The organism is Pradoshia sp. Z4_20, assembly GCF_058216035.1.
Window position 1 is genome coordinate 168054 of the sequence record NZ_JBZAJD010000006.1, and the last position, 22864, is coordinate 190917.

General features: G+C 37.0%; 23 protein-coding genes. 4 read left to right on the forward strand and 19 right to left on the reverse strand.

Annotation, left to right across the window (positions count from 1 at the left end):
- Positions 1–44 precede the first annotated feature (44 nt).
- From AC4BHP_RS14365 to AC4BHP_RS14405, 9 genes are all read right to left on the reverse strand, one after another.
- Positions 45–1334 carry an adenylosuccinate synthase gene (locus AC4BHP_RS14365; RefSeq protein ID WP_066109679.1) on the reverse strand — a complete coding sequence of 430 codons (1290 nt, stop codon included), beginning with the start codon at positions 1332–1334 and terminating at the stop codon, positions 45–47.
- A gap of 185 nt (positions 1335–1519) precedes the next feature.
- Positions 1520–2884 (reverse strand): replicative DNA helicase, encoded by a 1365-nt coding sequence (dnaB, locus tag AC4BHP_RS14370; protein ID WP_066109682.1) that lies wholly within the window; start codon positions 2882–2884, stop codon positions 1520–1522.
- A 227-nt stretch (positions 2885–3111) separates the two neighbouring features.
- Positions 3112–3558, reverse strand: a complete 447-nt coding sequence (rplI, locus tag AC4BHP_RS14375) for a 50S ribosomal protein L9 (protein WP_066109684.1) — start codon at positions 3556–3558, stop codon at positions 3112–3114.
- Positions 3555–5528 carry a DHH family phosphoesterase gene (locus AC4BHP_RS14380; RefSeq protein ID WP_148630324.1) on the reverse strand — a complete coding sequence of 658 codons (1974 nt, stop codon included), beginning with the start codon at positions 5526–5528 and terminating at the stop codon, positions 3555–3557. Before AC4BHP_RS14380 ends, rplI begins: the two co-directional genes overlap by 4 nt.
- 357 nt (positions 5529–5885) lie before the next feature.
- On the reverse strand, positions 5886–6128 hold the full coding sequence (gene rpsR, locus AC4BHP_RS14385) for a 30S ribosomal protein S18 (RefSeq protein WP_066109691.1): 243 nt from the start codon (positions 6126–6128) through the stop codon (positions 5886–5888).
- A 52-nt stretch (positions 6129–6180) separates the two neighbouring features.
- Entirely contained in the window at positions 6181–6687 is a 507-nt protein-coding gene (gene ssb, locus AC4BHP_RS14390; RefSeq protein WP_066109692.1) for a single-stranded DNA-binding protein, read from the reverse strand.
- Between the two features lie 61 nt (positions 6688–6748).
- Positions 6749–7042, reverse strand: coding sequence for a 30S ribosomal protein S6 (gene rpsF, locus AC4BHP_RS14395; RefSeq protein ID WP_302621348.1), 294 nt, complete (start codon positions 7040–7042; stop codon positions 6749–6751).
- 140 nt (positions 7043–7182) lie between these two features.
- Positions 7183–8283 (reverse strand): redox-regulated ATPase YchF, encoded by a 1101-nt coding sequence (gene ychF, locus AC4BHP_RS14400; RefSeq protein WP_066109696.1) that lies wholly within the window; start codon positions 8281–8283, stop codon positions 7183–7185.
- A 172-nt stretch (positions 8284–8455) separates the two neighbouring features.
- Positions 8456–8653: a DUF951 domain-containing protein gene (locus tag AC4BHP_RS14405; RefSeq protein WP_066109702.1), complete on the reverse strand. Its 198-nt coding sequence runs from the start codon at positions 8651–8653 to the stop codon at positions 8456–8458.
- A gap of 546 nt (positions 8654–9199) precedes the next feature.
- Between AC4BHP_RS14405 and yyaC the strand changes: the two genes are divergently transcribed.
- Complete coding sequence (gene yyaC, locus AC4BHP_RS14410) at positions 9200–9838, forward strand: spore protease YyaC (RefSeq protein ID WP_066109705.1); 639 nt, start codon at positions 9200–9202, stop codon at positions 9836–9838.
- A gap of 30 nt (positions 9839–9868) precedes the next feature.
- Here the strand turns inward: yyaC and AC4BHP_RS14415 are convergent, their stop codons facing one another.
- The 10 genes from AC4BHP_RS14415 to rpmH form a co-directional block, all read right to left on the reverse strand.
- Entirely contained in the window at positions 9869–10711 is an 843-nt protein-coding gene (locus AC4BHP_RS14415) for a ParB/RepB/Spo0J family partition protein (protein ID WP_066109707.1), read from the reverse strand.
- Positions 10704–11465 (reverse strand): ParA family protein, encoded by a 762-nt coding sequence (locus AC4BHP_RS14420; protein ID WP_066109709.1) that lies wholly within the window; start codon positions 11463–11465, stop codon positions 10704–10706. Before AC4BHP_RS14420 ends, AC4BHP_RS14415 begins: the two co-directional genes overlap by 8 nt.
- A gap of 182 nt (positions 11466–11647) precedes the next feature.
- Positions 11648–12529: a nucleoid occlusion protein gene (noc, locus tag AC4BHP_RS14425; protein ID WP_066109711.1), complete on the reverse strand. Its 882-nt coding sequence runs from the start codon at positions 12527–12529 to the stop codon at positions 11648–11650.
- 138 nt (positions 12530–12667) lie between these two features.
- Positions 12668–13384, reverse strand: coding sequence for a 16S rRNA (guanine(527)-N(7))-methyltransferase RsmG (gene rsmG / locus AC4BHP_RS14430; RefSeq protein WP_490553003.1), 717 nt, complete (start codon positions 13382–13384; stop codon positions 12668–12670).
- Between the two features lie 11 nt (positions 13385–13395).
- Entirely contained in the window at positions 13396–15285 is a 1890-nt protein-coding gene (gene mnmG / locus AC4BHP_RS14435) for a tRNA uridine-5-carboxymethylaminomethyl(34) synthesis enzyme MnmG (protein WP_066109717.1), read from the reverse strand.
- Between the two features lie 12 nt (positions 15286–15297).
- The gene (gene mnmE / locus AC4BHP_RS14440) at positions 15298–16683 is read right to left on the reverse strand and encodes a tRNA uridine-5-carboxymethylaminomethyl(34) synthesis GTPase MnmE (RefSeq protein ID WP_490553006.1); all 1386 of its coding nucleotides are present in this window, start codon (positions 16681–16683) and stop codon (positions 15298–15300) included.
- A 352-nt stretch (positions 16684–17035) separates the two neighbouring features.
- Complete coding sequence (jag, locus tag AC4BHP_RS14445) at positions 17036–17656, reverse strand: RNA-binding cell elongation regulator Jag/EloR (protein ID WP_066109723.1); 621 nt, start codon at positions 17654–17656, stop codon at positions 17036–17038.
- Complete coding sequence (gene spoIIIJ / locus AC4BHP_RS14450; RefSeq protein WP_066109790.1) at positions 17653–18426, reverse strand: YidC family membrane integrase SpoIIIJ; 774 nt, start codon at positions 18424–18426, stop codon at positions 17653–17655. Before spoIIIJ ends, jag begins: the two co-directional genes overlap by 4 nt.
- Positions 18427–18565: 139 nt before the next feature.
- Positions 18566–18907, reverse strand: a complete 342-nt coding sequence (rnpA, locus tag AC4BHP_RS14455; RefSeq protein ID WP_066109724.1) for a ribonuclease P protein component — start codon at positions 18905–18907, stop codon at positions 18566–18568.
- A 203-nt stretch (positions 18908–19110) separates the two neighbouring features.
- On the reverse strand, positions 19111–19245 hold the full coding sequence (rpmH, locus tag AC4BHP_RS14460; protein ID WP_066109727.1) for a 50S ribosomal protein L34: 135 nt from the start codon (positions 19243–19245) through the stop codon (positions 19111–19113).
- Positions 19246–19827: 582 nt separating this feature from the next.
- Here rpmH and dnaA point away from each other — a divergent pair.
- The 3 genes from dnaA (at position 19828) to yaaA (ending at position 22852) form a co-directional block, all read left to right on the forward strand.
- Entirely contained in the window at positions 19828–21180 is a 1353-nt protein-coding gene (gene dnaA, locus AC4BHP_RS14465; protein WP_066109730.1) for a chromosomal replication initiator protein DnaA, read from the forward strand.
- A 208-nt stretch (positions 21181–21388) separates the two neighbouring features.
- The gene (gene dnaN / locus AC4BHP_RS14470) at positions 21389–22522 is read left to right on the forward strand and encodes a DNA polymerase III subunit beta (RefSeq protein WP_066109733.1); all 1134 of its coding nucleotides are present in this window, start codon (positions 21389–21391) and stop codon (positions 22520–22522) included.
- 114 nt (positions 22523–22636) lie between these two features.
- A complete protein-coding gene (gene yaaA, locus AC4BHP_RS14475; protein ID WP_066109738.1) occupies positions 22637–22852 on the forward strand; it encodes a S4 domain-containing protein YaaA in 216 nt (71 codons plus the stop codon).
- Positions 22853–22864: the final 12 nt, after the last annotated feature.

Genomic DNA, 22864 nt, shown 5'->3' on the forward strand with positions numbered 1-22864 from the left:
TTCAAAAAGCTGACAAACGTTTTCGTCTGTCAGCCAGTTATTTTTTATATACCGTATGGATTGCGGAGTATATTCGTTTGATTACGGTCCGGTCCTACAGAAAAGATTGATAATGGAATACCTGTTAACTGAGATACTCTTTCTAGATAAGTACGTGCATTTGCAGGCAGTTCAGACAATGTTTTCACACCCGTGATATCTTCTGTCCAGCCTGGCAGTTCTTCATAGATTGGTTCACATTCAGCCAATATTTTCAGACTCGCCGGGAACTCCTCCAATACTTTTCCATCGTGTCGATAAGCAACACAGATTTTTAATGTTTCAATACCTGTTAAAACATCGATAGAGTTAAGAGAAAGATCAGTGATTCCACTAACGCGGCGCGCATGGCGGACAACGACGCTATCGAACCAACCTACCCTTCGCGGACGTCCCGTAGTAGTACCATATTCTCTTCCTACCTCACGAATTTGATTACCAATTTCGTTATCAAGTTCGGTAGGGAATGGTCCATCTCCAACACGTGTCGTGTAGGCTTTACATACACCCACTACATGATTGATTTTTGATGGTCCAACTCCGGAACCTATTGTCACGCCGCCCGCAACTGGGTTGGAGGATGTAACGAATGGGTATGTTCCCTGATCGATATCAAGCATTACCCCTTGTGCTCCTTCAAATAAAACACGGCGTCCTTCATCCAAGGCGTCATTTAAAACAACAGAGGTATCACACACATATTGTTTAATTTGCTGTCCATATTCATAATATTCTTCAAAGAAATCATCCATCGTAAAGCCTTCAGTTTCATAAAAACGTTCCAGCATACGGTTTTTCTCTTCCAAGTTTCTTGTTAACTTCTCTTCAAATACTTCTTTATCTAATAAATCGGCAATCCTGATACCTATACGGGCTGCTTTATCCATATAAGCCGGGCCAATTCCCTTTTTAGTAGTACCTATTTTATTACTCCCTTTTCTCTCTTCCTCTACTTCATCAAGTTTCAGATGATAAGGAAGAATCACATGGGCTCTATTGCTGATACGTAAATTATCTGTGGTAATCCCACGATCGTGCAGATAAGTAAGCTCCTCAATAAGTGCTTTAGGGTCAACGACCATACCATTTCCAATTACCGATATCTTATCCTTATAGAATATGCCTGAGGGAATCAAATGAAGCTTATATGTTTCACCATTAAATTTTATTGTATGTCCCGCATTATTTCCACCTTGATATCTGGCAATTACTTCTGCGTTTTCTGAAAGGAAATCTGTAATCTTTCCTTTACCTTCGTCTCCCCATTGTGTACCTACTACTACGACTGAAGACATTCTTTACACCTCCACTAATTTACCAACATCTTGCACTTTGGCTTAACAAACAAATTAAGTGTATCAATTACATGAAGTAATTTCAAGGAATTCACGAACGTTTATATGAAAATAGTAAAATATGTTCGTGTATTGATGTAATAAAAATAAACCCACCTTTGTTTGGTGGGTCGGTCTATAAACTATTATGCTCCAGAAGGTATGGCATCATCCTGGAATCTTCTCTCTAAATTAACAAACTTATTGTATTCCTTCACAAATGCCAGTTGAACTGTTCCAACCGGGCCATTACGCTGTTTCGCAATGATAATTTCAATAACATTTTGGTTTTCTGTTTCTTTATCATAATAATCTTCCCTGTATAAGAAGGCTACAATATCAGCATCTTGCTCAATACTTCCTGACTCACGGATATCAGACATCATCGGACGCTTGTCCTGACGTTGCTCAACACCACGAGAGAGCTGGGAAAGAGCGATAACCGGAACTTCTAGCTCCCTTGCCAAGGCCTTAAGGGAACGGGAAATTTCTGATACTTCCTGTTGTCTGTTTTCGCCTGATCTGCCATTTCCCTGAATAAGCTGGAGATAGTCAATCAGGATCATGCCAAGTCCATGTTCTTGCTTTAAACGACGGCATTTTGAACGGATTTCACTAATTCGGACACCCGGAGTATCATCTATAAATATACCTGCATTTGATAAGCTTCCCATTGCCAGTGTTAATTTGCGCCAATCTTCGTCTGTCAGAGATCCTGTTCTAAGGTTTTGAGCATTTATATTACCTTCTGCGCAAAGCATACGCATGACCAATTGTTCTGCACCCATCTCCAAACTGAAAATCGCAACATTTTCATCCGTTTTTGTTGCAACGTTTTGGGCAATATTAAGTGCAAAGGCTGTTTTACCAACAGATGGACGGGCAGCAACGATAATTAAATCATTACGCTGAAAGCCTGCTGTCATGTGATCCAAGTCATTAAAGCCTGTAGGTATTCCAGTTACATCTCCTACGCGGTTATGAAGTAACTCAATATTGTCATAGGTCCGAACTAAAACATCTTTAATGTTGTGAAAGGCTCCGGCATTTTTTCGGGAGGCAACTTCCATAATGCTCTTTTCGGCTTCACCCAAGAGACTTTCTACTTCATCTTCACGTGAATACCCATCTTGTACAATGCCAGTTGCTGTATTAATTAATCTTCTAAGAACGGACTTTTCTTCAACAATTCGGGCATAATATTCTATATTGGCCGCGGTAGGTACTGATGACGCCAGTTCTGTTAAATAGGGAACTCCCCCTACCTCTTCAAGCTGCTTTGTTGCACTTAGTTCTTCTGTTACTGTGACTAAATCGACAGCCTTTCCTTTGTCGTTTAGCTTCAGCATAACCAGGAAGATTTTTTGGTGTGCACTTCTATAAAAATCCTCAGGTATCAAAATCTCAGAGGCAAGTATTAAAGAGGAAGGCACAAGAAAAATTGCTCCTAAAACCGCTTGTTCCGCCTCAACATTTTGTGGTGGAACCAAATCAGTAAAGAGCTCATTCATTCGGCAAACCTCCTTTATATATTTAAACGTAATTATATATTTTTATTAGCAATTAAAATGGATTGCTATTCTATTGTATATGGAAATGAAGAGAATAGGTACAGGAAATTATTTATTTTAACTTTCATTTGCATTAGTAACTTCTATCATACTAAAAAAAAGTGATGAAATCAGCTAACAAGCTTTTCATCACTTTTTTTAAGAAAATTATTTCCTGGGAAAATATTTTATTGTTCTTTCACATGAACATTTAAAGTAGCGGTTACCTCATGATGAAGCTTAACCGGAACTTTTGTGTAGCCGAGAGAGCGAATTGCGTCTTCTAATTCAATTTTACGTTTATCAATTTTATGCTTATGCTGTTTTTGTAATTCGTCAGCAATCTGTTTGCTGGTAATGGATCCAAAGATTCTGCCGCCCTCACCAGTCTTCGCTTTTAATTCAATTGTAAGCTTTTCTAATTGCTCTTTTAATTTTTTTGCATTTTCTAGTTCCTCAGCTGCAAGCTGTACTTCTTTATTTTTCTGATTTTCTAGTGTTTTCATATTGCTGCCGGTTGCTTCTACAGCTAATCCCTGTTTCAAAAGGAAATTATGTGCATACCCATCTGCAACATTTTTAATTTCACCTTTTTTTCCTTTTCCTTTAACATCTTTTAAAAATATTACTCTCATGTGTTTGTGCCTCCTTCATATAGCTCATCAATTGCATCTTTCAACATTTGCTCTGCTTTTTCCATTGAAATGTCATCCAGTTGAGTTGCCGCATTTGTAAGATGCCCTCCGCCACCCAAACGTTCCATAATAACCTGAACATTTATATCGCCAAGAGATCTTGCACTTATGCCAATGCTAGTTTCTGATTTTCGTGATAACACAAAGGATGCGATCACTTCATCCATTGCTAACAATGTGTCTGCAGCCTGGGCAATCAAAACCTGATCAGCAAATTCATTTAAATCACCATGAGCAATAGCAATCCCTTTATGATAAAAATAAACGTCCTCAATCAGCTTTGCGCGCTTTAGGTAAGTATCTACATCTTCCTTAAGAAGCTTTTGTACAAGGACTGTGTCTGCACCATGCCCTCTTAAAAAAGAAGCAGCATCGAAAGTTCTGGATCCTGTTCTAAATGTAAAGGATTTTGTATCCACTATAATACCAGCCAGCAAAGCAGTTGCTTCCAGCATACCTACCTTAACACGCTTTGGCTGGTATTCAATAAGCTCCGTTACTAACTCGGCTGTAGATGATGCATATGGCTCCATATAAACCAGGATAGAATTATCTATAAATTCCTCGCCACGCCTGTGATGATCAATCACCACGATTTTTTCAGCCCGGGAAACCAGTTTTTCCTCAATGACCATGCTTGGCTTATGAGTATCTACGATAACAAGTAATGTTTTATCGGTGATTAGCTCAACACCAATTTCAGGTGATATAAATCTGGAGTCCAACTCAGGCTTTTGCTTCACTTGAGATAGAAGTCGTTTAACACTTGAATCTAATTCACTTCTGTCTAGAATAATATATCCTTCACGGTTATTCATTTCGGCAATTTTTAATATCCCTAAGGACGAACCAATAGCATCCATATCGGGAAACTTATGTCCCATTACAATAACTTTATCACTATCGACTATCAAATCACGCAGTGCATGTGAAATTACCCGTGCGCGAACTCTAGTTCTTTTCTCCATAGGATTCGTTTTGCCACCATAAAATTTCACTTTTCCATTTGGGAGTTTAATGGCAACCTGATCTCCACCTCTACCCAGAGCCAGATCAAGACTTGATTGAGCAATGCTGCCCAATTCAGGTAATGCAGAAACTCCGCTCCCCACACCTATACTCAGTGTTAACGGAACATTTTGCTTGGCCGTTGTTTCCCGTACATCATCCAGTATGGAAAATTTCGTTTTTTCTAGTTGGTTAAGAATACTTTCGCTAAAAATAGCGATAAACCGATCCGAGGAAATTCTCTTTAAAAAGACTCCATATTCTTTAGCCCAATTATTTAATAGGGCGGTTACAAAGCTATTTAAGCTGCTTTTTCGCTGGTCGTCCATTCCTTGTGTCACATCGTCATAGTTATCTAGATAGATAATTCCAATGACAGTTCGCTCTTCTTCGTACATTTTTTCAATTTCTGTTTGCTCTGTAACATCGAAGAAATAAAGCAATCTTTCCTCCGGTTTATGGACTACTCGAAACTTACGATTATAAATTGCTACAATATCTTCGCTTTCCTCTCTTTTCACCAAAGGTATTAAGGGTTCTGCAACCTCAGAAATGTATTTTCCAACCAAAGTATCTTCCTGGAGACACTTAGCCATATATGGGTTGGTCCATTCAATTACATAATCCTCGTTGAAAAGCAGTATACCTATTGGCATTTCTAATAGAGCTTCTTCCCCCACTTTTTTTAATCGATAGGATAGAGTGGAAATATAGATTTCCGTTTCTTTTTGTATTCCATATTCAATTTTTAATATTAGAAAGAAGAGAATGCCAAAAAGCAAAGAAGCTACTATTGCAAATATCCAATTATAATAAGCAAGAACTCCGATGATTACTAAAGATACACCCAATAATGCGTAGATGGGATAACGGATCGCTTGCCTGTTTAAATAAGATGGCATAGATTCAGCTCCTAAATAATGTGGATCAATTTATGTATTACTTATCATTATACTTGATAAAACTCCATTATGACCAACAGAGCAATTAATTACCTGTTCAGAGGCGTATAATTAATACCCTTCATTAGTACCTATTTAAAACAATAAATACATACAAAGAATATTATAAAGCATAAATAAAATGATATCCAAAAAACAAGACATTACATTGAACCATAATGTTATATTGAAATAATATTTAAAAATAATGTAATTCGATGTCTGTAATTTTATTAATAATTCCTCATGTCAATACTGTTTCCTTAAATACAATTAAAAAACGGAAAGGATTCCCTTTCCGTTTTTATGTGTAAAATCTTATTTTTCCTCTGCTACGAATGGTAGAAGAGCCATAGTACGAGCACGTTTGATTGCAATAGTCAATCTACGTTGGTACTTAGCGCTTGTTCCAGTTACACGACGTGGAAGAATTTTTCCACGCTCAGAGATAAACTTTTTAAGAAGATCTACATCTTTATAGTCGATGTGCGTAATGCCGTTTGCTGTGAAATAACAAACCTTACGGCGTTTTGCACGTCCGCCTCTGCGTCCGCCTGCCATATTATTCACTCCCTTTCATTATAATTATATACGTCCGTTCGAATTATCAATGTTAGAATGGAAGGTCATCATCCGAAATATCGATAGTTTGTCCATTACTACTGAATGGATCATCATCAATCTTCGTATAATTACTGTCCTTCCGTTGATTCTGGTTTTGGTTGCTATTTCCCTGGCCAAATGGATTGGTATCATGACCACCATATTGGCTTCCGCCGCTTTTTTCACCGGCAGATGAACCTTTAGGCTCTAGGAATTGTACGCTCTCTGCCAACACTTCTGTTACATAGACACGTTTTCCATCCTGACCTTCATAATTACGAGTTTGAATACGTCCATCAACTCCAGCAAGATTACCCTTTTTCAGATAATTAGCTGCATTTTCTGCCTGGCGTCGCCAAACAACACAGTTAATAAAATCTGTTTCCCGTTCACCTTGTTGGTTAGAAAATGGGCGATTCACTGCTAATGTGAAGGTTGAAACAGGAACACCATTCGGAGTATAGCGGAGATCAGGATCCTTCGTTAAACGACCTACCAAAATGACACGGTTTATCAACAGAATCAACTCCTAATATTAGAAAATTGTTCCACATGAAACAATTTATGTTCAATCAAAATTACTCTTCTTCTTTAACTACAATATGACGGATGATATCTTCGCTGATTTTAGCAAGACGGTCAAATTCTTGAACAGCCTCTGCAGTTTCAGCTTGGATTTTGTTGATCATGTAATATCCATCACGGAAATCATTGATTTCATAAGCAAGACGGCGTTTGCCCCATTCTTTTGTTTCAAGAACTTCAGCACCCTTGTCAGCTAAAATTGTGTTAAAACGCTCAACTAAAGCTTTTTTTCCATCTTCCTCAATGTTTGGACGGATGATATACATAACTTCGTATTTTGTCATCACTGTCACCTCCTTTTGGTCTAAACGGCCCTTATGGGCAAGGAGCAATTAATTACAATTACTCACAAGTTAAAAGTATAGCATACATATAAGAAGTTTGCAAATTGATAAAAAAGACCGATCATACTGACCGGTCCTCTTGTTTATACATTGAAACGGAAGTGAATAATGTCTCCGTCTTTTACTTCGTATTCTTTACCTTCTAATCTAACTTTACCCGCTTCTTTCGCAGCATTCATGGAACCAGCTGCCATCAGATCTTCATAAGAAACGATTTCTGCGCGAATAAATCCACGTTCAAAATCAGAGTGAATAATTCCAGCACACTGTGGCGCCTTCATCCCTTTACGGAAAGTCCAGGCACGTACTTCTTGAACACCTGCCGTGAAATATGTTGCCAAGCCCAACAATTGATAAGACGCTCGAATTAATTGATCCAACCCAGATTCTTCTATGCCTAGTTCTTCAAGGAACATCGCTTTTTCTTCGCCTTCAAGCTCTGCAATTTCCGATTCAATTTTGGCACAAATCACGATTACCTCAGCATTTTCCTTCGCTGCAAATTCACGAACCTGAGTCACGTAATCATTATCGGACGCATCTGCTACTTCATCTTCATCAACATTAGCAACATATAAAACTGGTTTAATCGTGAGAAGATGTAATCCTTTCACGATTTTGAGCTGTTCTTCCGTGAATTCAACTGCTCTGGCTGGTTTTTCAGCTTCAAATGCTTCTTTTAATAAGGAAAGAACTTCATACTCAACAACTGCTTCCTTATCTTTTTGTTTAGCTAATTTACCTACACGGTCAATTCTTTTCTCTACCGTTTCCATATCAGCGAGAATTAATTCGAGATTAATCGTTTCAATATCATCGATTGGATTAACCTTACCTGAAACGTGGGTAATATTTTCATCAGCAAAGCATCTTACTACATGGCAAATTGCATCTACCTGGCGAATATGGGAAAGGAATTTATTTCCTAAGCCTTCTCCTTTACTTGCCCCTTTTACAATTCCTGCGATATCGGTAAATTCAAAAGCAGTCGGTACTGTTTTCTTCGGTACTACAAGCTCTGTCAGCTTTTGCAATCTATGATCTGGTACCTCTACAATCCCTACATTAGGATCAATCGTACAAAATGGATAGTTAGCAGATTCTGCTCCAGCCTGTGTTATTGCATTAAAGAGAGTAGACTTCCCTACGTTAGGCAGACCTACTATTCCAGCTGTTAATGCCACATCATTCACTCCTTATGTGAAAACATATTAAATGTTATATAATCTATATGTGATAAACCTTTACCAATTATAGTGACAAGTCATCTAAAAGACAAGCCGCTATTATTTTTCAATTAGTATTTGAATTACACTTTATTATGATAGCATACAAGCTGTACATTAAGCTTTGAGATTATGCCTCGTGTTTCTGAAGTATCTTTTTCATCTTCCTAACAAAATCTTTACGGGGCAACATGACACTATGGTCACATCCTTCACATTTAATTCGGACGTCCATACCAAGTCTAATAATCTTCCAGCGGTTGATACCACATGGATGAGGCTTTTTCATTTCAACAACATCATTCAATCCAAAATCCTTATCATCCATAGTTTTTTAATCCTCCATTATTTAAACTTTTCCCTTTATATCCATGAATTATATCAGCATATGGCCAGACCTCCAATTAAAACCAACATCCAGAATAAACAGAAATCTACCTAGACTCCCGTTTCTCTAATTTCTTTCCTTTCATTTCATCATATAAGAATAACGTTTCACACTAAATTCGCTATAAAGAACCATTCACTATTATTACCTGGGTATATGAATTGAAACTAAATGTTTTTTTAATATAACTTATTCAAATCTACTAGGATCTAAATACCTATATAAATGAATAATGACAATGTTTCTTTATTCCTTATGCTTGGGTATACATATGATAAATCAATCTGTTTAAAAGAAACGTTAACCATTTTACTACATCTCAGCTTTGGAAGGAAAAAGTGTATATAAAAAGACAAGTATTTTCATCCTGATAACCGGATGGGAAGAATATAGGATTCGAAAGTCTGCAAAATATTCCAAAGTTCAGTGTATAAAATCCCTATATTTTCCGTATACTGATAGTACTTTTGCAGAGGAGTGGTAATTATGAACATGAGGCCTTCTTTTTTTGAACAACGCAATACAACAAATCGAATATCATATGAGGAAGAGAATGCCCACCATGTTATCTCTAGAGAATTACTCACAATCCTCCCTTCTCATAAAGTACGTCCTGTTGTCATTGTTTGTATCGGTACAGACCGTTCAACTGGTGATTCACTTGGTCCTTTAATTGGAACATTGTTAAGTGAGAAAACACTGCCCAATTTTTATATATATGGTACATTAGAGGATCCAATCCATGCTGTGAATTTACAAGAAAAACTTAATTATATTCATAGCATACATGAAAATCCATTTATTATTGGAATAGATGCTTGTCTAGGCAGAGTTAAAAGTGTTGGAATTATCCAGGTTGGTAAAGGCCCTGTAAAGCCTGGTGCCGGTGTAAATAAAGAATTGCCCAATGTGGGAGAAGCCCATATTACAGGAATCGTTAATGTTAGTGGATTTATGGAATACTTTGTGCTTCAAAATACTCGTTTAAATTTAGTCTTAAAAATGGCTAAAGCTATTACAAAAGGTATTTATTTAGCCGGTTTATCCTATAATCATGCCGCTTCCATAACTACAACATTTAATTGGAACTTCGAAGAAGAAAAGGTACATGACAATAATTTATAGAGAAAAATAAAAAACCATATAAATGGTTTTTTATTTTTCTAAAATTTCAAGGAGTCTCTCTAAATCCTCATTGGAGAAAAATTCTATTTCTATCTTCCCACGCTTATTATTCTGTTTAATATTAACTGTTGTACCGAAACGTTCTCTTAATTGATTTTCTCTTTCCTGAATAAATATATCCTTAGCAGGGACTTTTTTTGTTTCACGTGGAACACTTTCATTCAAACCTTGAATGATCCCCTCTAATTGCCTAACATTAAGATTTTCCTTAATTACTTTATCAGCCAGAGGTTTAATATCTTTTTTTGATTTCAGGCTTAACAATGCTCTTCCATGTCCCATTGATAATTTTCCTTGAGAAATATAATCCTGAATCAATGCAGGCAATGATAACAATCGAATATGATTGGCTATATGAGGTCGGCTTTTCCCCATTCTTTTCGCCAATTCTTCTTGAGTGATATCAAGGTTTCTCAATAATGACTGATAAGCAGCACCCTCCTCTACTGGATTTAAATCTTCTCTTTGAAGATTTTCCAATAAAGCAAGTTCCATCATTTGTCGATCATCAAATTCACGAACTACAGCAGGCACAGTTTTCATTTTTGCTTCTTTAGCAGCACGAAAGCGCCTTTCTCCAGCCACTATTTCATAGCCTTTAATACTGCTTTTCCGTACAATCAGAGGCTGTAAAATTCCATGTTGAAGAATTGAGTTCTTTAATTCTTCAATAGCTTCAGGCTGAAAAGATTTCCTTGGTTGATATGGATTTGGCCGCAAATTTTTAATCGCAATCTCTTGTACCACTTCTTCTTTGCTGACTTCCATGTTAGCAATAAGGGCATCAAGACCTTTCCCCAATCCCTTACCCATTTGCAACCACTTCCTTTGCCAAATCTAAATATACTTCCGCTCCACGTGACTTTGGATCATAAATAATAATCGGCTCACCATGGCTTGGTGCTTCACTTAAACGTACGGTACGTGGAATGATCGTTTTATATACTTTATCCTGAAAGTACTTCTTAACCTCATCTATGACTTGTATACCCAGGTTTGTCCGGGCATCAAGCATGGTTAATAATACTCCCTCTATTTTTAAATCATGGTTTAAATGTTTCTGGACTAATCTAACCGTATTAAGTAATTGACTGAGGCCTTCAAGGGCGTAGTATTCACATTGCACAGGTATAAGCACAGCATCAGATGCTGTAAGGGAATTTAGAGTTAATAAACCTAAAGATGGAGGGCAATCAATAATAATATAATCATACTCATTAACGACTGCTTCTAACGCTCTTTTCAAGCGTACTTCTCTGGATATGGTAGGAACCAATTCTATTTCAGCACCTGCAAGTTGAATAGTAGCCGGTATGACATCTAGGTTTTCAACTTTCGTTGCCTTAATAACATCAGCAACATCCACATCATCAATAAGTACATCATAAATGCATTGTTCAACATCAGCCTTCTCTATCCCTACTCCACTGGTCGCATTTCCTTGTGGATCAACATCGACTAGCAAAACTTTCTTTCCTATGTACGCCAAGCAGGCCCCCAAATTAACTGAGGTTGTTGTTTTACCAACTCCTCCTTTTTGGTTTGCAATAGATATTACTTTTCCCATGTTGTCACCTGCCTCACTTTACATTCAGACTTATAACGTTTCTATTTTAACATGTTTCTATTTTTCAAAGTTCATATATTTAAAATTATCACACAGAAAGTATCGATTTTTGTAAAAAGTTTTGATTATATAAAAAAAACTGGCAACCTATCGGATTGCCAAGTTATCAATTAATCAAACTATTATTTCCTCTTTTTCGGAATACGGATTGTAATTTGATAAAAATCATCAAACTCTGTTTCCTCTGAGTCTAAGTTAATTCCATTATCCTTAACCATGCTCATTGATTGACGGATAGTATTTACCGCTATGCGCATATCCTTACTGAATGCTTTTCGGATGGCACGAGGCTTTTTGTCTTCATCAGCTGAAAGCAGTTTGTTGACTCGTTCCTCTGTCTGCTTCACATTCAGTCCTTTATCAATAATTTCTTCGACAAGCTTCGCCTGTTTTTCAGGATCTTTTAATGGGATTAAGGAGCGTGCATGTCTTTCTGTGATTGCCTTTTGCATGACCGCATTCTGAACCACCTGCGGCAATTTAAGTAAACGGATTTTATTGGCAACCGTAGATTGTCCTATTCCAAGCCTGTTTGCAAGACCTTCCTGGGTCAATTGATGCAGTTCAATTAATTTACTGTATGCCACAGCTTCTTCAATAGGAGATAATTCCTCACGTTGAAGGTTCTCTATTAAAGCAACAGATGCTGTTTCAGTGTCTGAGAGATTATTAATAATGGCAGGAATTTTATCCCAACCCAATTTACTTATGGCTCGGTATCGACGTTCACCGGCAATTATTTCAAATTGTCCATCATGGATTTCTCTGACAACAATGGGTTGAATAATTCCATGCGTTTCTATAGTCAGAGCAAGTTCTTCAATTTTCTCATCATCAAAAATACTTCTTGGTTGAAAACGATTTGGTACAATTGAAGAAATAGGTAATTTATGGATTTCATCATGGTTTATTTCTTCTTTTTCCGTCTCAATTTCCGATTCCCTGTCAACATTTTGTTCTTTATCTCCAAGTCCAAAAAAACGTGAAAAAGGATGTTTTGTCATCCCTACACCACCTTTAAAAAACTTCCAACTAGCTTAATCATTGGCAAAAATCATATTTAAATAAGTTCAGATTGTCTCATTTTTTGGTAATAGCTATCTTTATTATACCGTTTTTTAGAATATCCGTCTCAATAAAGTTTACTCTAATGGCTGCTTATTTGGTGTTCCCGGTTTTCGTGGATATTTTTTTGGCGTTTCTTTTACTTTATCAATTAAGATAATATGACGTTTGCTGTCTTCCTTTGGCAGTTGGAAATAAAAGTCCTGATCCATTTTACCACCTAAAATTGTCAACGCCTTTTTCCCTGCCAATACTTCATCATCAGCACCGGCACCTTTTAAAGCGATAAATTTGCCTCCTTTTTTTACTAATGGAAGGCATAACTCGCTTAAAACCGATAATCTGGCAACTGCTCTAGCCGTAACATAATCATATTGTTCCCGGTGTGCTGCTAATTTACCAAATGTTTCTGCACGATTATGATATAAATTGACATCCTGTAAACCCAGCTCATCTGTTAAGGTTTTTAAAAAGGTAATCCGCTTATTTAAAGAATCTACAATAGACAATTTTATTGATGGAAAGCAAATCTTTAGTGGTATACTGGGAAACCCTGCTCCCGCTCCAACATCACATAAAGAAAGATCCTGATTAAAATCAATAAAGAAAGATGGTGAGATGGAATCATAGAAATGTTTCAAATAAACCTCTTCTTTATCCGTAATAGCTGTCAGATTTACTTTTTCATTCCATTCTACCAAAAGCTTAAAATACGTTTCGAATTGGTCAAGCTGAGATGGAGAAAGAACAATTCCCTTCTCCTCTAATGCATGTTTAAATTCTGATATGTTCATTTATTTACCTCTTAATTTTGGGGTATTTTTGCAATTTTCCCTTGTTCAATATAAACGAGCAAGATAGAAATATCAGCTGGGTTAACACCTGATATACGTGAAGCTTGGGCCATAGATAATGGACGAACCTGTTTTAATTTCTGACGTGCTTCAGAAGCAAGCCCTGTAATAGCGTCATAATCAATTAAATCAGGGATTCTTTTGTTTTCCATTTTCTTCAGCTTTTCTACTTGCTGAATCGACTTTTCAATATAACCCTCATATTTAACCTGTATTTCCACCTGCTCTGCTACATCCTCAGGAACTTCACTCTCTGCAGGAATTAATTGACTGATATGTTTGTACGATAATTCTGTCCTTCTAAGCAGGTCATTGCCGCGAATGCCATCCTTTAGTTCACTGCTTCCCCATTCTCTTAAATAAGATTGGGTAGTTTCATTTGGTTTAATGATGGTAGCAGCCAGCCTTTCGATTTCATTCTGAATAGCTTGCTTTTTAGTCAAGAAGCGTTCATAACGGTCCTCACTGATCAATCCAATGCGATGGCCTATTTCTGTTAATCTCAGGTCTGCATTATCATGTCTCAGCAATAAACGATATTCAGCACGGGATGTAAGCAATCTATAAGGCTCATTCGTTCCCTTCGTAACCAGGTCATCAATCAGAACCCCAATATAGGCATCCGAACGGCTCAGAATAATCTCCTCTTCATTCAGAGCTCTGCGGCCTGCATTGATCCCAGCCATTAGCCCCTGTCCAGCAGCTTCTTCATAACCTGATGTACCATTAATTTGGCCAGCAGTATATAAATTTTTAATATTTTTTGTTTCTAATGTCGGCCAGAGCTGTGTTGGTACGATAGCATCATACTCAATTGCATAGCCAGCCCGCATCATCTGTACATTTTCGAGCCCCGGTATGGTTGCCAGGATTTCCTTTTGAACATCTTCCGGCAAACTTGTTGAAAGCCCTTGTACATATACTTCATTCGTGTCTCTGCCTTCCGGTTCAAGGAAGATTTGATGGCGTGGCTTATCATTAAAACGAACTACTTTATCTTCTATTGAAGGACAGTAACGCGGTCCAGTACCCTTAATCATTCCAGAATACATAGGAGAGCGATGTAAATTATTATCGATAATCGTATGTGTTCCTTCATTTGTGTATGTCAGCCAACATGGCAACTGATCCGTAATATAGGTCGTTGTCTCATAGGAAAATGCCCTTGGTACATCGTCCCCAGGTTGTATTTCAGTTTTATTGTAATCAATTGTATCACCGTTCACTCTTGGCGGTGTACCTGTTTTAAAACGGACTAAATCTAATCCAAGCTCTTCAAGGTGTTCAGATAGCTTGATGGATGGTTGTTGATTATTTGGACCGCTGGAGTATTTTAATTCTCCTAAAATAATTTCTCCGCGTAAAAAAGTCCCTGTTGTAATAACAACTGCTTTTGAATGATAGATAGCCCCTGTCTGTGTAATAACGCCCTTACATTCCCCATCCTCAATAAGTAAGCGATCAACCATCCCTTGCATGAGGGTTAGATTCTTTTCATTTTCGAGCGTTTTTTTCATTTCGTTCTGATAGGCGAATTTATCTGCCTGTGCTCTTAACGCACGCACAGCCGGTCCCTTACCTGTATTGAGCATTCTCATTTGAATATGGGTCTTATCAATATTTTTACCCATCTCTCCACCAAGAGCATCAATCTCTCTGACTACGATCCCTTTTGCAGGACCACCAACTGATGGATTACAGGGCATAAATGCAACCATATCCAAATTAATTGTTAATACAAGTGTTTTAGCCCCTTGTCTGGCAGCAGCAAGACCTGCTTCACTCCCCGCATGACCTGCTCCTATTACTATTACATCATATTCACCAGCATGATATGCCATTGTTTTACCTCCTTATTTCCCAAGACAAAACTGCGAAAACAACTGATTGATTAAACTCTCATGGACACTTTCTCCAATAACTTCCCCTAATAGTTCCCATGACTTTGTTAAATCGATTTGAACCAGATCAATTGGTACACCGGCATTAATGCCATCCAGTGCATCATCAATTGCCTGTTTTGCTTTATTCAAAAGGGCTATATGACGTGAGTTAGATACATATGTCGCATCGCCGGAATTTAAATTTCCCTCAAAGAAAAGTCCAGAAATAGCTTCCTCTAAGTCATCTACACCTTTATCCTCTTTTAGCGATGTTAAAATAATCGAATAGTTCTTTGCAACAGCTTTAACTTTATCAATTTCAAGCTTTCCAGGAAGATCTGTTTTGTTAATAAGCACAATGACATCCATCCCATTGACAGCTTCAAACAAACGTTGGTCTTCTTCTGTAAATTCTTCTGCATGATTTAGCACAAGAAGTATTAAATCTGCTTTCTTTAATACCTCTCTGGAACGTTCCACTCCGATACGCTCTACTATATCTTCTGTTTCACGTATTCCGGCAGTATCCACCAAACGAAGCGGTACTCCCCTTACATTAACATATTCTTCAATGACATCCCTTGTGGTTCCTGGAATATCTGTAACAATTGCTTTATTTTCCTGTACCAAACTATTTAATAAGGAAGACTTTCCTACGTTAGGTCTGCCGACAATTACGGTTGAAATACCTTCTCTTAAAATTTTCCCCTGATGACTGGTTTGTAGTAATTTTTCAATTTCCCCACTGACATATTCACAGCGTTCCTTAAATAAGTGGTGAGTCATTTCCTCCACATCATCATATTCAGGGTAATCTATATTAACCTCTACCTGAGCTAGTGTTTCAAGGATATCCTGGCGCAATTTCTTTATCAATCTTGACAGTTTACCTTCAACTTGCCCTAAAGCTACATTCATCGCTTTATCTGTCTTCGCTCTGATTAAATCCATTACAGCTTCCGCTTGAGACAAATCAATTCTTCCATTTAAAAACGCCCGTTTTGTAAACTCTCCAGGCTCGGCTAAAGTAGCTCCCTGTCTTAAGATAAGCTGAAGTACTCTATTCACGGAAACTAAACCGCCATGGCAATTAATTTCGACGATATCTTCACGAGTAAATGTATTTGGAGCTTTTAAAACGGTCACCATTACTTCTTCTATAATGGTATTCGTTTTAGGATCTATGATATTTCCATAGTGTATCGTATGACTTGGCACATCAGTCAATCTCTTCCCTTTAGGGCTCCGATAAACAGAGTCTGCGATATTTATTGCCTCATCTCCGCTTATACGAACAATTCCGATTGCTCCCTCTCCCATCGGAGTTGATATCGCAGCAATTGTATCAAAATCCATGACCTATACTCCTTTCATAACAAAATTAAAAATCTATAATAATCGACACATACCATTTGTACCCGCCGCTCTTATCCACAACCACTAAAATGCAGTACGTATAATTTTAACTTATCCACATGTGAATAACAAGAATCTAAGCACAATCTTCCTTTTAGATATAAATTATTCAGCTAAATTGTGAACTCTGTTCTTATATTTTTTTCACCTTATATCTACTTTGCCCTAATACACTCGTTTAGATATCAGAAAGTCCATTTCTTTTAATTATTAAAAGCCGATAAATTCAATCAATTATAACTGGAAGCATTCAAAAAAAAATCTCCGAAATCATTCGGAGATTTTGTTCACGCTATTTATTTGGCGAAATCACGATATGACGATGTGGTTCAGTACCAGCAGAGTACGTTTTGACTTTTTTATTATTCATCAGCGCCGTATGAATCACTTTTCTTTCAAATGATGGCATGGGCTCCAATGAAACTTCTTTTTTTGTATAGATAGCTTTATTAGCCATTTTTTCCGAAAGATTAACTAAAGCTTCATTTCTTCGGCTCCGGTAATCCTCTGCATCGAGCATGATCGTTAGATATTGGGTAGAGTTCTTATTTACCACAAGCTGAGTCAGGTATTGAAGGGAATTTAATGTTTGTCCCCTTTTTCCAATCAGCATGGCTATTTTCTCACCAGATAACTCAAATGTAACAACTTTGCCTTCTTGCTTATGATGAACATGTACCTCTGCACCCATTTTTTCTGCTACATTCTCGATGAATTGTTTTGCTTCTGCTAACGGATCATGCTTTACAGTCACCTTCACGATAGCCGGTCTTGAGCCAAACAGGCCTAAAAAACCTTTTTTCCCTTCATCTACAACTTGGATTTCAGTCTTTTCCTTCGTTGTATTTAATTCCTTAAGAGCAGATTCAACAGCTTCATTAACTGTTTGGGCTGTAGCGGTTACTTGTTTCACTTTTTCTTACCTCCGGCTTTTACATTTGATTTATCGGCTTTTGCTTGCTTTAAATCAGGCCCTTTAATGAAGTAAGTTTGGGCAATCGAGAAAATATTACCAACAACCCAGTATAAAGATAGTGCTGCCGGGAAGTTAATTGCGAACACAATAATCATAATCGGCATAATATATAGCATCATTTGCATAGTTGGATTATCATCCTGTCCAACCATGGATATTTTTTGTTGAATAAAGGTTGTTGCACCTGCAATTAGCGGAAGGATAAAGTATGGATCCTTGTCGCCTAAATCAAACCATAGGAAACTATGATTAGCAATTTCAGTTGTTCTCATAATTGCGTGATAGAACGCAATCAAAATCGGCATTTGAACAAAAATCGGCAAACATCCTGCCAATGGGTTTACCCCATGTTTTTGGAACAAAGCCATTGTTTCCTGCTGCAGTTTTTGTTGAGTTTCAGCATCCTTAGAGCTGTATTTCTCTTTCAATCTATTCATTTCCGGTTGAATAGCCTGCATCGCTTTTGTACTTTTAATTTGTTTAATCATCAATGGTAAAATCAATAATCTAACCAAAATTGTGACCAGAATAATCGATATTCCATATTTATTACCTAATAACTCAGCCATTTTGATTATCAGCCAGGAAAGCGGATAAACAAAGTATTGATTCCAGATACCAGTACTTTCTGAATCTATTGGTTGATTGACTTCACTACATCCTGATAGAACAGCAATGAGAAAAACAACCGAACCAAAGAGAAGCATATGTTTCTTCTTCAAGCCTTATTTCCTCCTAACTACTTAAGAGGCATTAATACCTCTTATATGCCAATGAATGTATTTTAACATCTTTTAGATGTCTACGCCTAAATGTTTTAGGCTTTTTTATAACAGAAAACCTACACTACATTTTTCTCAAGACGCCAGCACGCTTTAATACATGGATTAGACTCGCTTTCGATTCATGGAAGTCCATTTCTGAGGTCGGTTTTCTTGCAACAATGATGTAATCATTCCCCTTCATGATTCGATCATCAAGCTCTAAAAAGGATTGCCTTACATAACGTTTAACACGGTTCCGTGTCACTGCATTGCCAATTTTCTTACTCACTGAAAGACCCAGACGAAAGTTTGTCTGTTCCTTCTTTAATACGTAAATAACAAATTGCCTGTTCGCAAAAGATTTACCTTTTTTAAATACTTCCTGGAAATCCTGATTCTTTTTAATCCTGCGCTCTTTGTTCATATATCCACCTGCACCTAACACATACGTTCAACTTTTAAATGGGTTTCGATTTATTTCTAATCCCATTATATTTCCATTGTACATCATTAACAAATTTACGCATTATTAAAACGCCAATCTGTATATAACTTTGATCTATTTCTCATCTTAATCATTAAAAAACGCTATAAGCTTAAAAAAAGACCACTGAAATGGTCAGTGGTCTAGGCAGATAATACTTTTCTTCCTTTACGACGACGAGCTGCAAGAACACGACGTCCGTTTTTTGTGCTCATGCGGGCACGGAACCCATGAACTTTGCTGTGTTTACGTTTATTTGGTTGGTACGTTCTTTTCATATTAGTACACCTCCCTGAGGATTACAGTTAAAGACAGTCTTTACAATTATATAGATGGTGATACGTAATTGTCAACTTATACTTTCAAACATTAAAAACTACCTTCTGATTTACAAATAAATAAATTTATATGGATCGCTTAAATTTCATTTTTAAAATTTACCTTGTTCTCTATGGATAGGTTGTGGATAATTAAATTATCACTATTTAACAATCCACACCCCTTTTCGACAGGTTTTGCACAAACCCACTTCTTGTGGAAAACTTTCATCCCCATTCACTGAGTCTTGTGGATAAATAACAAAAAACGTTGCAACTCAAGCAAATTTTTGATATCATATTTTTTGTTTTCATTCTTAATAACTTATCCACATAAATAATTATCCACAGATTGTTAATAAGCTGTGGATAGGATTTTACACAGGAGCGTATAACTTTGTCCACAGGAAGTGGATATTGTCGAAAACCTATATTCCCCATAATGTTCCTTATACATTGTTTTTTATATTTATACATTTCCTATTTATATTGTTTTAATTCAAGTTTATTGTGGTTTGGCTGTCTTTGAAGGAGGATTGACGAGTGAAAAATATAGATGAGCTATGGAAGCACTCATTATCAATATTAGAAAAGAAAATAAGCAAGCCAAGCTTTGAAACCTGGCTGAAGTCTACAAAAGCTTATTCTTTAAAAAAGGATACACTCACAGTAATTGCGCCAAACGAGTTTGCCCGAGATTGGCTAGAGGAACGTTACTCAGATGTAATAGGTGAGGTTTTATACGAAACTACAGGCGAACAATTGGAAGTTAAATTCATTATTCCTCACAACCAAAGGGAAGAAGAATATGATTTACCAGCACCGGCCAAAAGGGTTAGAAAATCAGATGACGATCAGCATGAGATACCTCAAACCTTATTAATACCAAAGTATACTTTTGATACTTTCGTTATTGGTTCCGGCAACCGTTTTGCCCATGCAGCATCCTTGGCTGTAGCGGAAGCTCCGGCTAAAGCCTATAATCCTCTATTTATTTATGGGGGAGTTGGACTTGGTAAAACACATTTAATGCATGCTATCGGCCATTATGTATTGGAGCACAACCCATCAGCTAAAGTGGTTTATTTGTCATCCGAGAAATTTACAAATGAATTTATTAATTCAATCCGAGATAACCGTGCTGAAGATTTCCGTAATAAATACCGGAATGTCGATGTACTGCTAATTGATGATATTCAATTTTTAGCTGGAAAAGAATCGACTCAGGAGGAATTTTTCCATACGTTTAATGCACTCCACGAGGAAAGTAAGCAAATCGTTATCTCAAGTGATCGTCCTCCGAAAGAGATTCCGACTCTTGAAGATCGGTTGCGGTCTCGTTTTGAATGGGGTCTGATTACTGATATTACACCACCAGATCTCGAAACAAGGATTGCGATCCTGCGGAAGAAAGCAAAAGCTGAACGACTGGATATTTCGAATGAAGTTATGATTTATATAGCCAACCAAATCGATTCCAACATTCGTGAGCTCGAAGGAGCCCTAATAAGAGTGGTAGCCTATTCTTCCTTAATAAATAAGGATATTAACGCAGACTTAGCTGCCGAAGCTCTAAAGGATATCATTCCGAATTCGAAACCAAAAATTATCGCTATATCGGATATTCAGAGGACAGTTGGAGAATACTTTAATGTAAAATTAGATGATTTTAAAGCTAAAAAACGGACAAAATCAGTTGCCTTCCCTAGGCAGATTGCTATGTATTTGTCCAGAGAGCTTACGGACTCTTCATTGCCCAAAATAGGTGAAGAATTTGGAGGACGTGACCATACAACTGTTATACATGCACATGAAAAAATATCTAAGCTTTTACAAATCGATTCTCAGCTACAGGATCATATTAAGGAAATTACTTTAAAACTTAACAATCACTGATCAACGAAGCAGTTACTAACTGTTGATAATCAATTAAGTTGCTATCAAGATTACTCACAGTCTGTCCACATGTGGATAGACTGTTTTTCGGTCAAATAGTTGAGTTATCCACATTTCCACAGGCCCTACTATTACTTCTTCTTTTATTTTTATAAATAAATTAATAAATATGTATCTAAAATCAATCATCATACTGGGAGGATTACTTATGAAAATTACGATTCAGCGCGACCGTCTGGTCCAAAGTGTTACTGATGTTCTTAAAGCGGTATCAACCCGTACAACGATACCAATTCTTACTGGAATAAAAATTAAAGCAAATGAAGAAGGGGTCACTTTAACAGGAAGTGATTCTGATATCTCTATTGAATCATTCATTCCAGCAGAAGAAGAAGGCAATGAACTAGTTGAAATTAAAGAGTCTGGATCAATCGTTTTACCGGCTCGTTTCTTTGCTGAAATCGTAAAAAAACTTCCAGAGAGCACAGTTGATTTGGAAGTATATGCACACCTGCAAACAATTATTCGTTCAGGAAAAGCTGAATATAAACTAAACGGACTAAATGCTGAAGATTATCCACAGCTTCCTCAAATGGAAGAACAGCATATGTATTCTATGCCAATCGATTTATTAAAAAATATTATCCGTCAAACTATTTTCGCAGTGTCCACCTCAGAAACACGCCCTGTGTTGACAGGTGTAAACTGGCGCATAGAAGATGGGCAATTAATCTGTATTGCAACAGATAGCCATCGTTTGGCTATGAGAAAAACGGTGATTAATGGGAATGGTGATAGCTACAGTGTAGTCGTCCCTGGAAAGAGCTTAAGTGAATTAAGTAAAATCCTCGATGACACGGATGAAGAAATAAAAATTATATTTACAGAAAATCAGGTACTGTTTAAATCAAAAAATTTATTATTCTTCTCCAGATTATTAGAGGGTAATTATCCAGACACTTCTCGATTAATACCGAATGAAAGCAAAACAGATGTTAGAATAAATACAAAGGAACTTCTTCATGCCATTGATCGTGCTTCTTTATTAGCGAGAGAAAGCAGAAATAATGTTGTTAAGCTTTCTACAATGGGAAATTCCTATATTGAAATTTCCTCTCATACACCAGAGGTTGGTACAGTAACTGAGGAAATTGTTACTCAAACGATTGAGGGAGAGGAATTAAAAATATCCTTTAGTGCGAAATATATGATGGATGCCCTAAAAGCCTTGAATGTAACAGAAGTGACTATTAATTTTACTGGAGCGATGAGACCATTTGTTCTTAAAGGTGTAGATGACGATAGTATGCTGCAGTTAATACTGCCTGTTAGAACATATTGATTTAAAAATTTTTGAGAACCTGTTTTTGGATATGCATCGAAACAGGTTCTTTTTGTGCAAAACCAAATTTTTTAGTAAAATAAACTTTTAGAGACTTTTACAGGTGGGATTATTATGATGGAATCAATACGTATTCAAACCGAGTATATTACCCTCGGGCAATTTTTAAAATTAGCGAGTATTATCGACTCTGGCGGGAACGCAAAATGGTTTCTTTCAGAATATGAGGTATACGTGAATGGTGAACTGGATGTTCGCAGAGGCAGAAAGCTCCGGGTTGGAGACCGTATTGAAATCCCGGATGTCGGTTCCTATATTATTACGGATTAAAGTAAAGGATCT

Coding starts and splice junctions, on each gene's coding strand:
- noc (WP_066109711.1), bottom strand. CDS start 12,529: ATGACAAAACATCCTTTTTCACGTTTTTTTGGACTTGGAGATAAAGAA.
- AC4BHP_RS14405 (WP_066109702.1), bottom strand. CDS start 8,653: ATGGATGATAAGGATTTTGGATTGAATGATGTTGTTGAAATGAAAAAG.
- rsmG (WP_490553003.1), bottom strand. CDS start 13,384: ATGAACATATCAGAATTTAAACATGCATTAGAGGAGAAGGGAATTGTT.
- AC4BHP_RS14365 (WP_066109679.1), bottom strand. CDS start 1,334: ATGTCTTCAGTCGTAGTAGTAGGTACACAATGGGGAGACGAAGGTAAA.
- rnpA (WP_066109724.1), bottom strand. CDS start 18,907: ATGAACAAAGAGCGCAGGATTAAAAAGAATCAGGATTTCCAGGAAGTA.
- AC4BHP_RS14415 (WP_066109707.1), bottom strand. CDS start 10,711: ATGGGTAAGGGATTGGGGAAAGGTCTTGATGCCCTTATTGCTAACATG.
- yyaC (WP_066109705.1), top strand. CDS start 9,200: ATGAACATGAGGCCTTCTTTTTTTGAACAACGCAATACAACAAATCGA.
- rpsR (WP_066109691.1), bottom strand. CDS start 6,128: ATGGCAGGCGGACGCAGAGGCGGACGTGCAAAACGCCGTAAGGTTTGT.
- AC4BHP_RS14380 (WP_148630324.1), bottom strand. CDS start 5,528: ATGCCATCTTATTTAAACAGGCAAGCGATCCGTTATCCCATCTACGCA.
- mnmE (WP_490553006.1), bottom strand. CDS start 16,683: ATGGATTTTGATACAATTGCTGCGATATCAACTCCGATGGGAGAGGGA.
- spoIIIJ (WP_066109790.1), bottom strand. CDS start 18,426: ATGCTTCTCTTTGGTTCGGTTGTTTTTCTCATTGCTGTTCTATCAGGA.
- mnmG (WP_066109717.1), bottom strand. CDS start 15,285: ATGGCATATCATGCTGGTGAATATGATGTAATAGTAATAGGAGCAGGT.
- AC4BHP_RS14420 (WP_066109709.1), bottom strand. CDS start 11,465: ATGGGAAAAGTAATATCTATTGCAAACCAAAAAGGAGGAGTTGGTAAA.
- dnaN (WP_066109733.1), top strand. CDS start 21,389: ATGAAAATTACGATTCAGCGCGACCGTCTGGTCCAAAGTGTTACTGAT.
- dnaB (WP_066109682.1), bottom strand. CDS start 2,884: ATGAATGAGCTCTTTACTGATTTGGTTCCACCACAAAATGTTGAGGCG.
- rpmH (WP_066109727.1), bottom strand. CDS start 19,245: ATGAAAAGAACGTACCAACCAAATAAACGTAAACACAGCAAAGTTCAT.
- yaaA (WP_066109738.1), top strand. CDS start 22,637: ATGATGGAATCAATACGTATTCAAACCGAGTATATTACCCTCGGGCAA.
- rplI (WP_066109684.1), bottom strand. CDS start 3,558: ATGAGAGTAATATTTTTAAAAGATGTTAAAGGAAAAGGAAAAAAAGGT.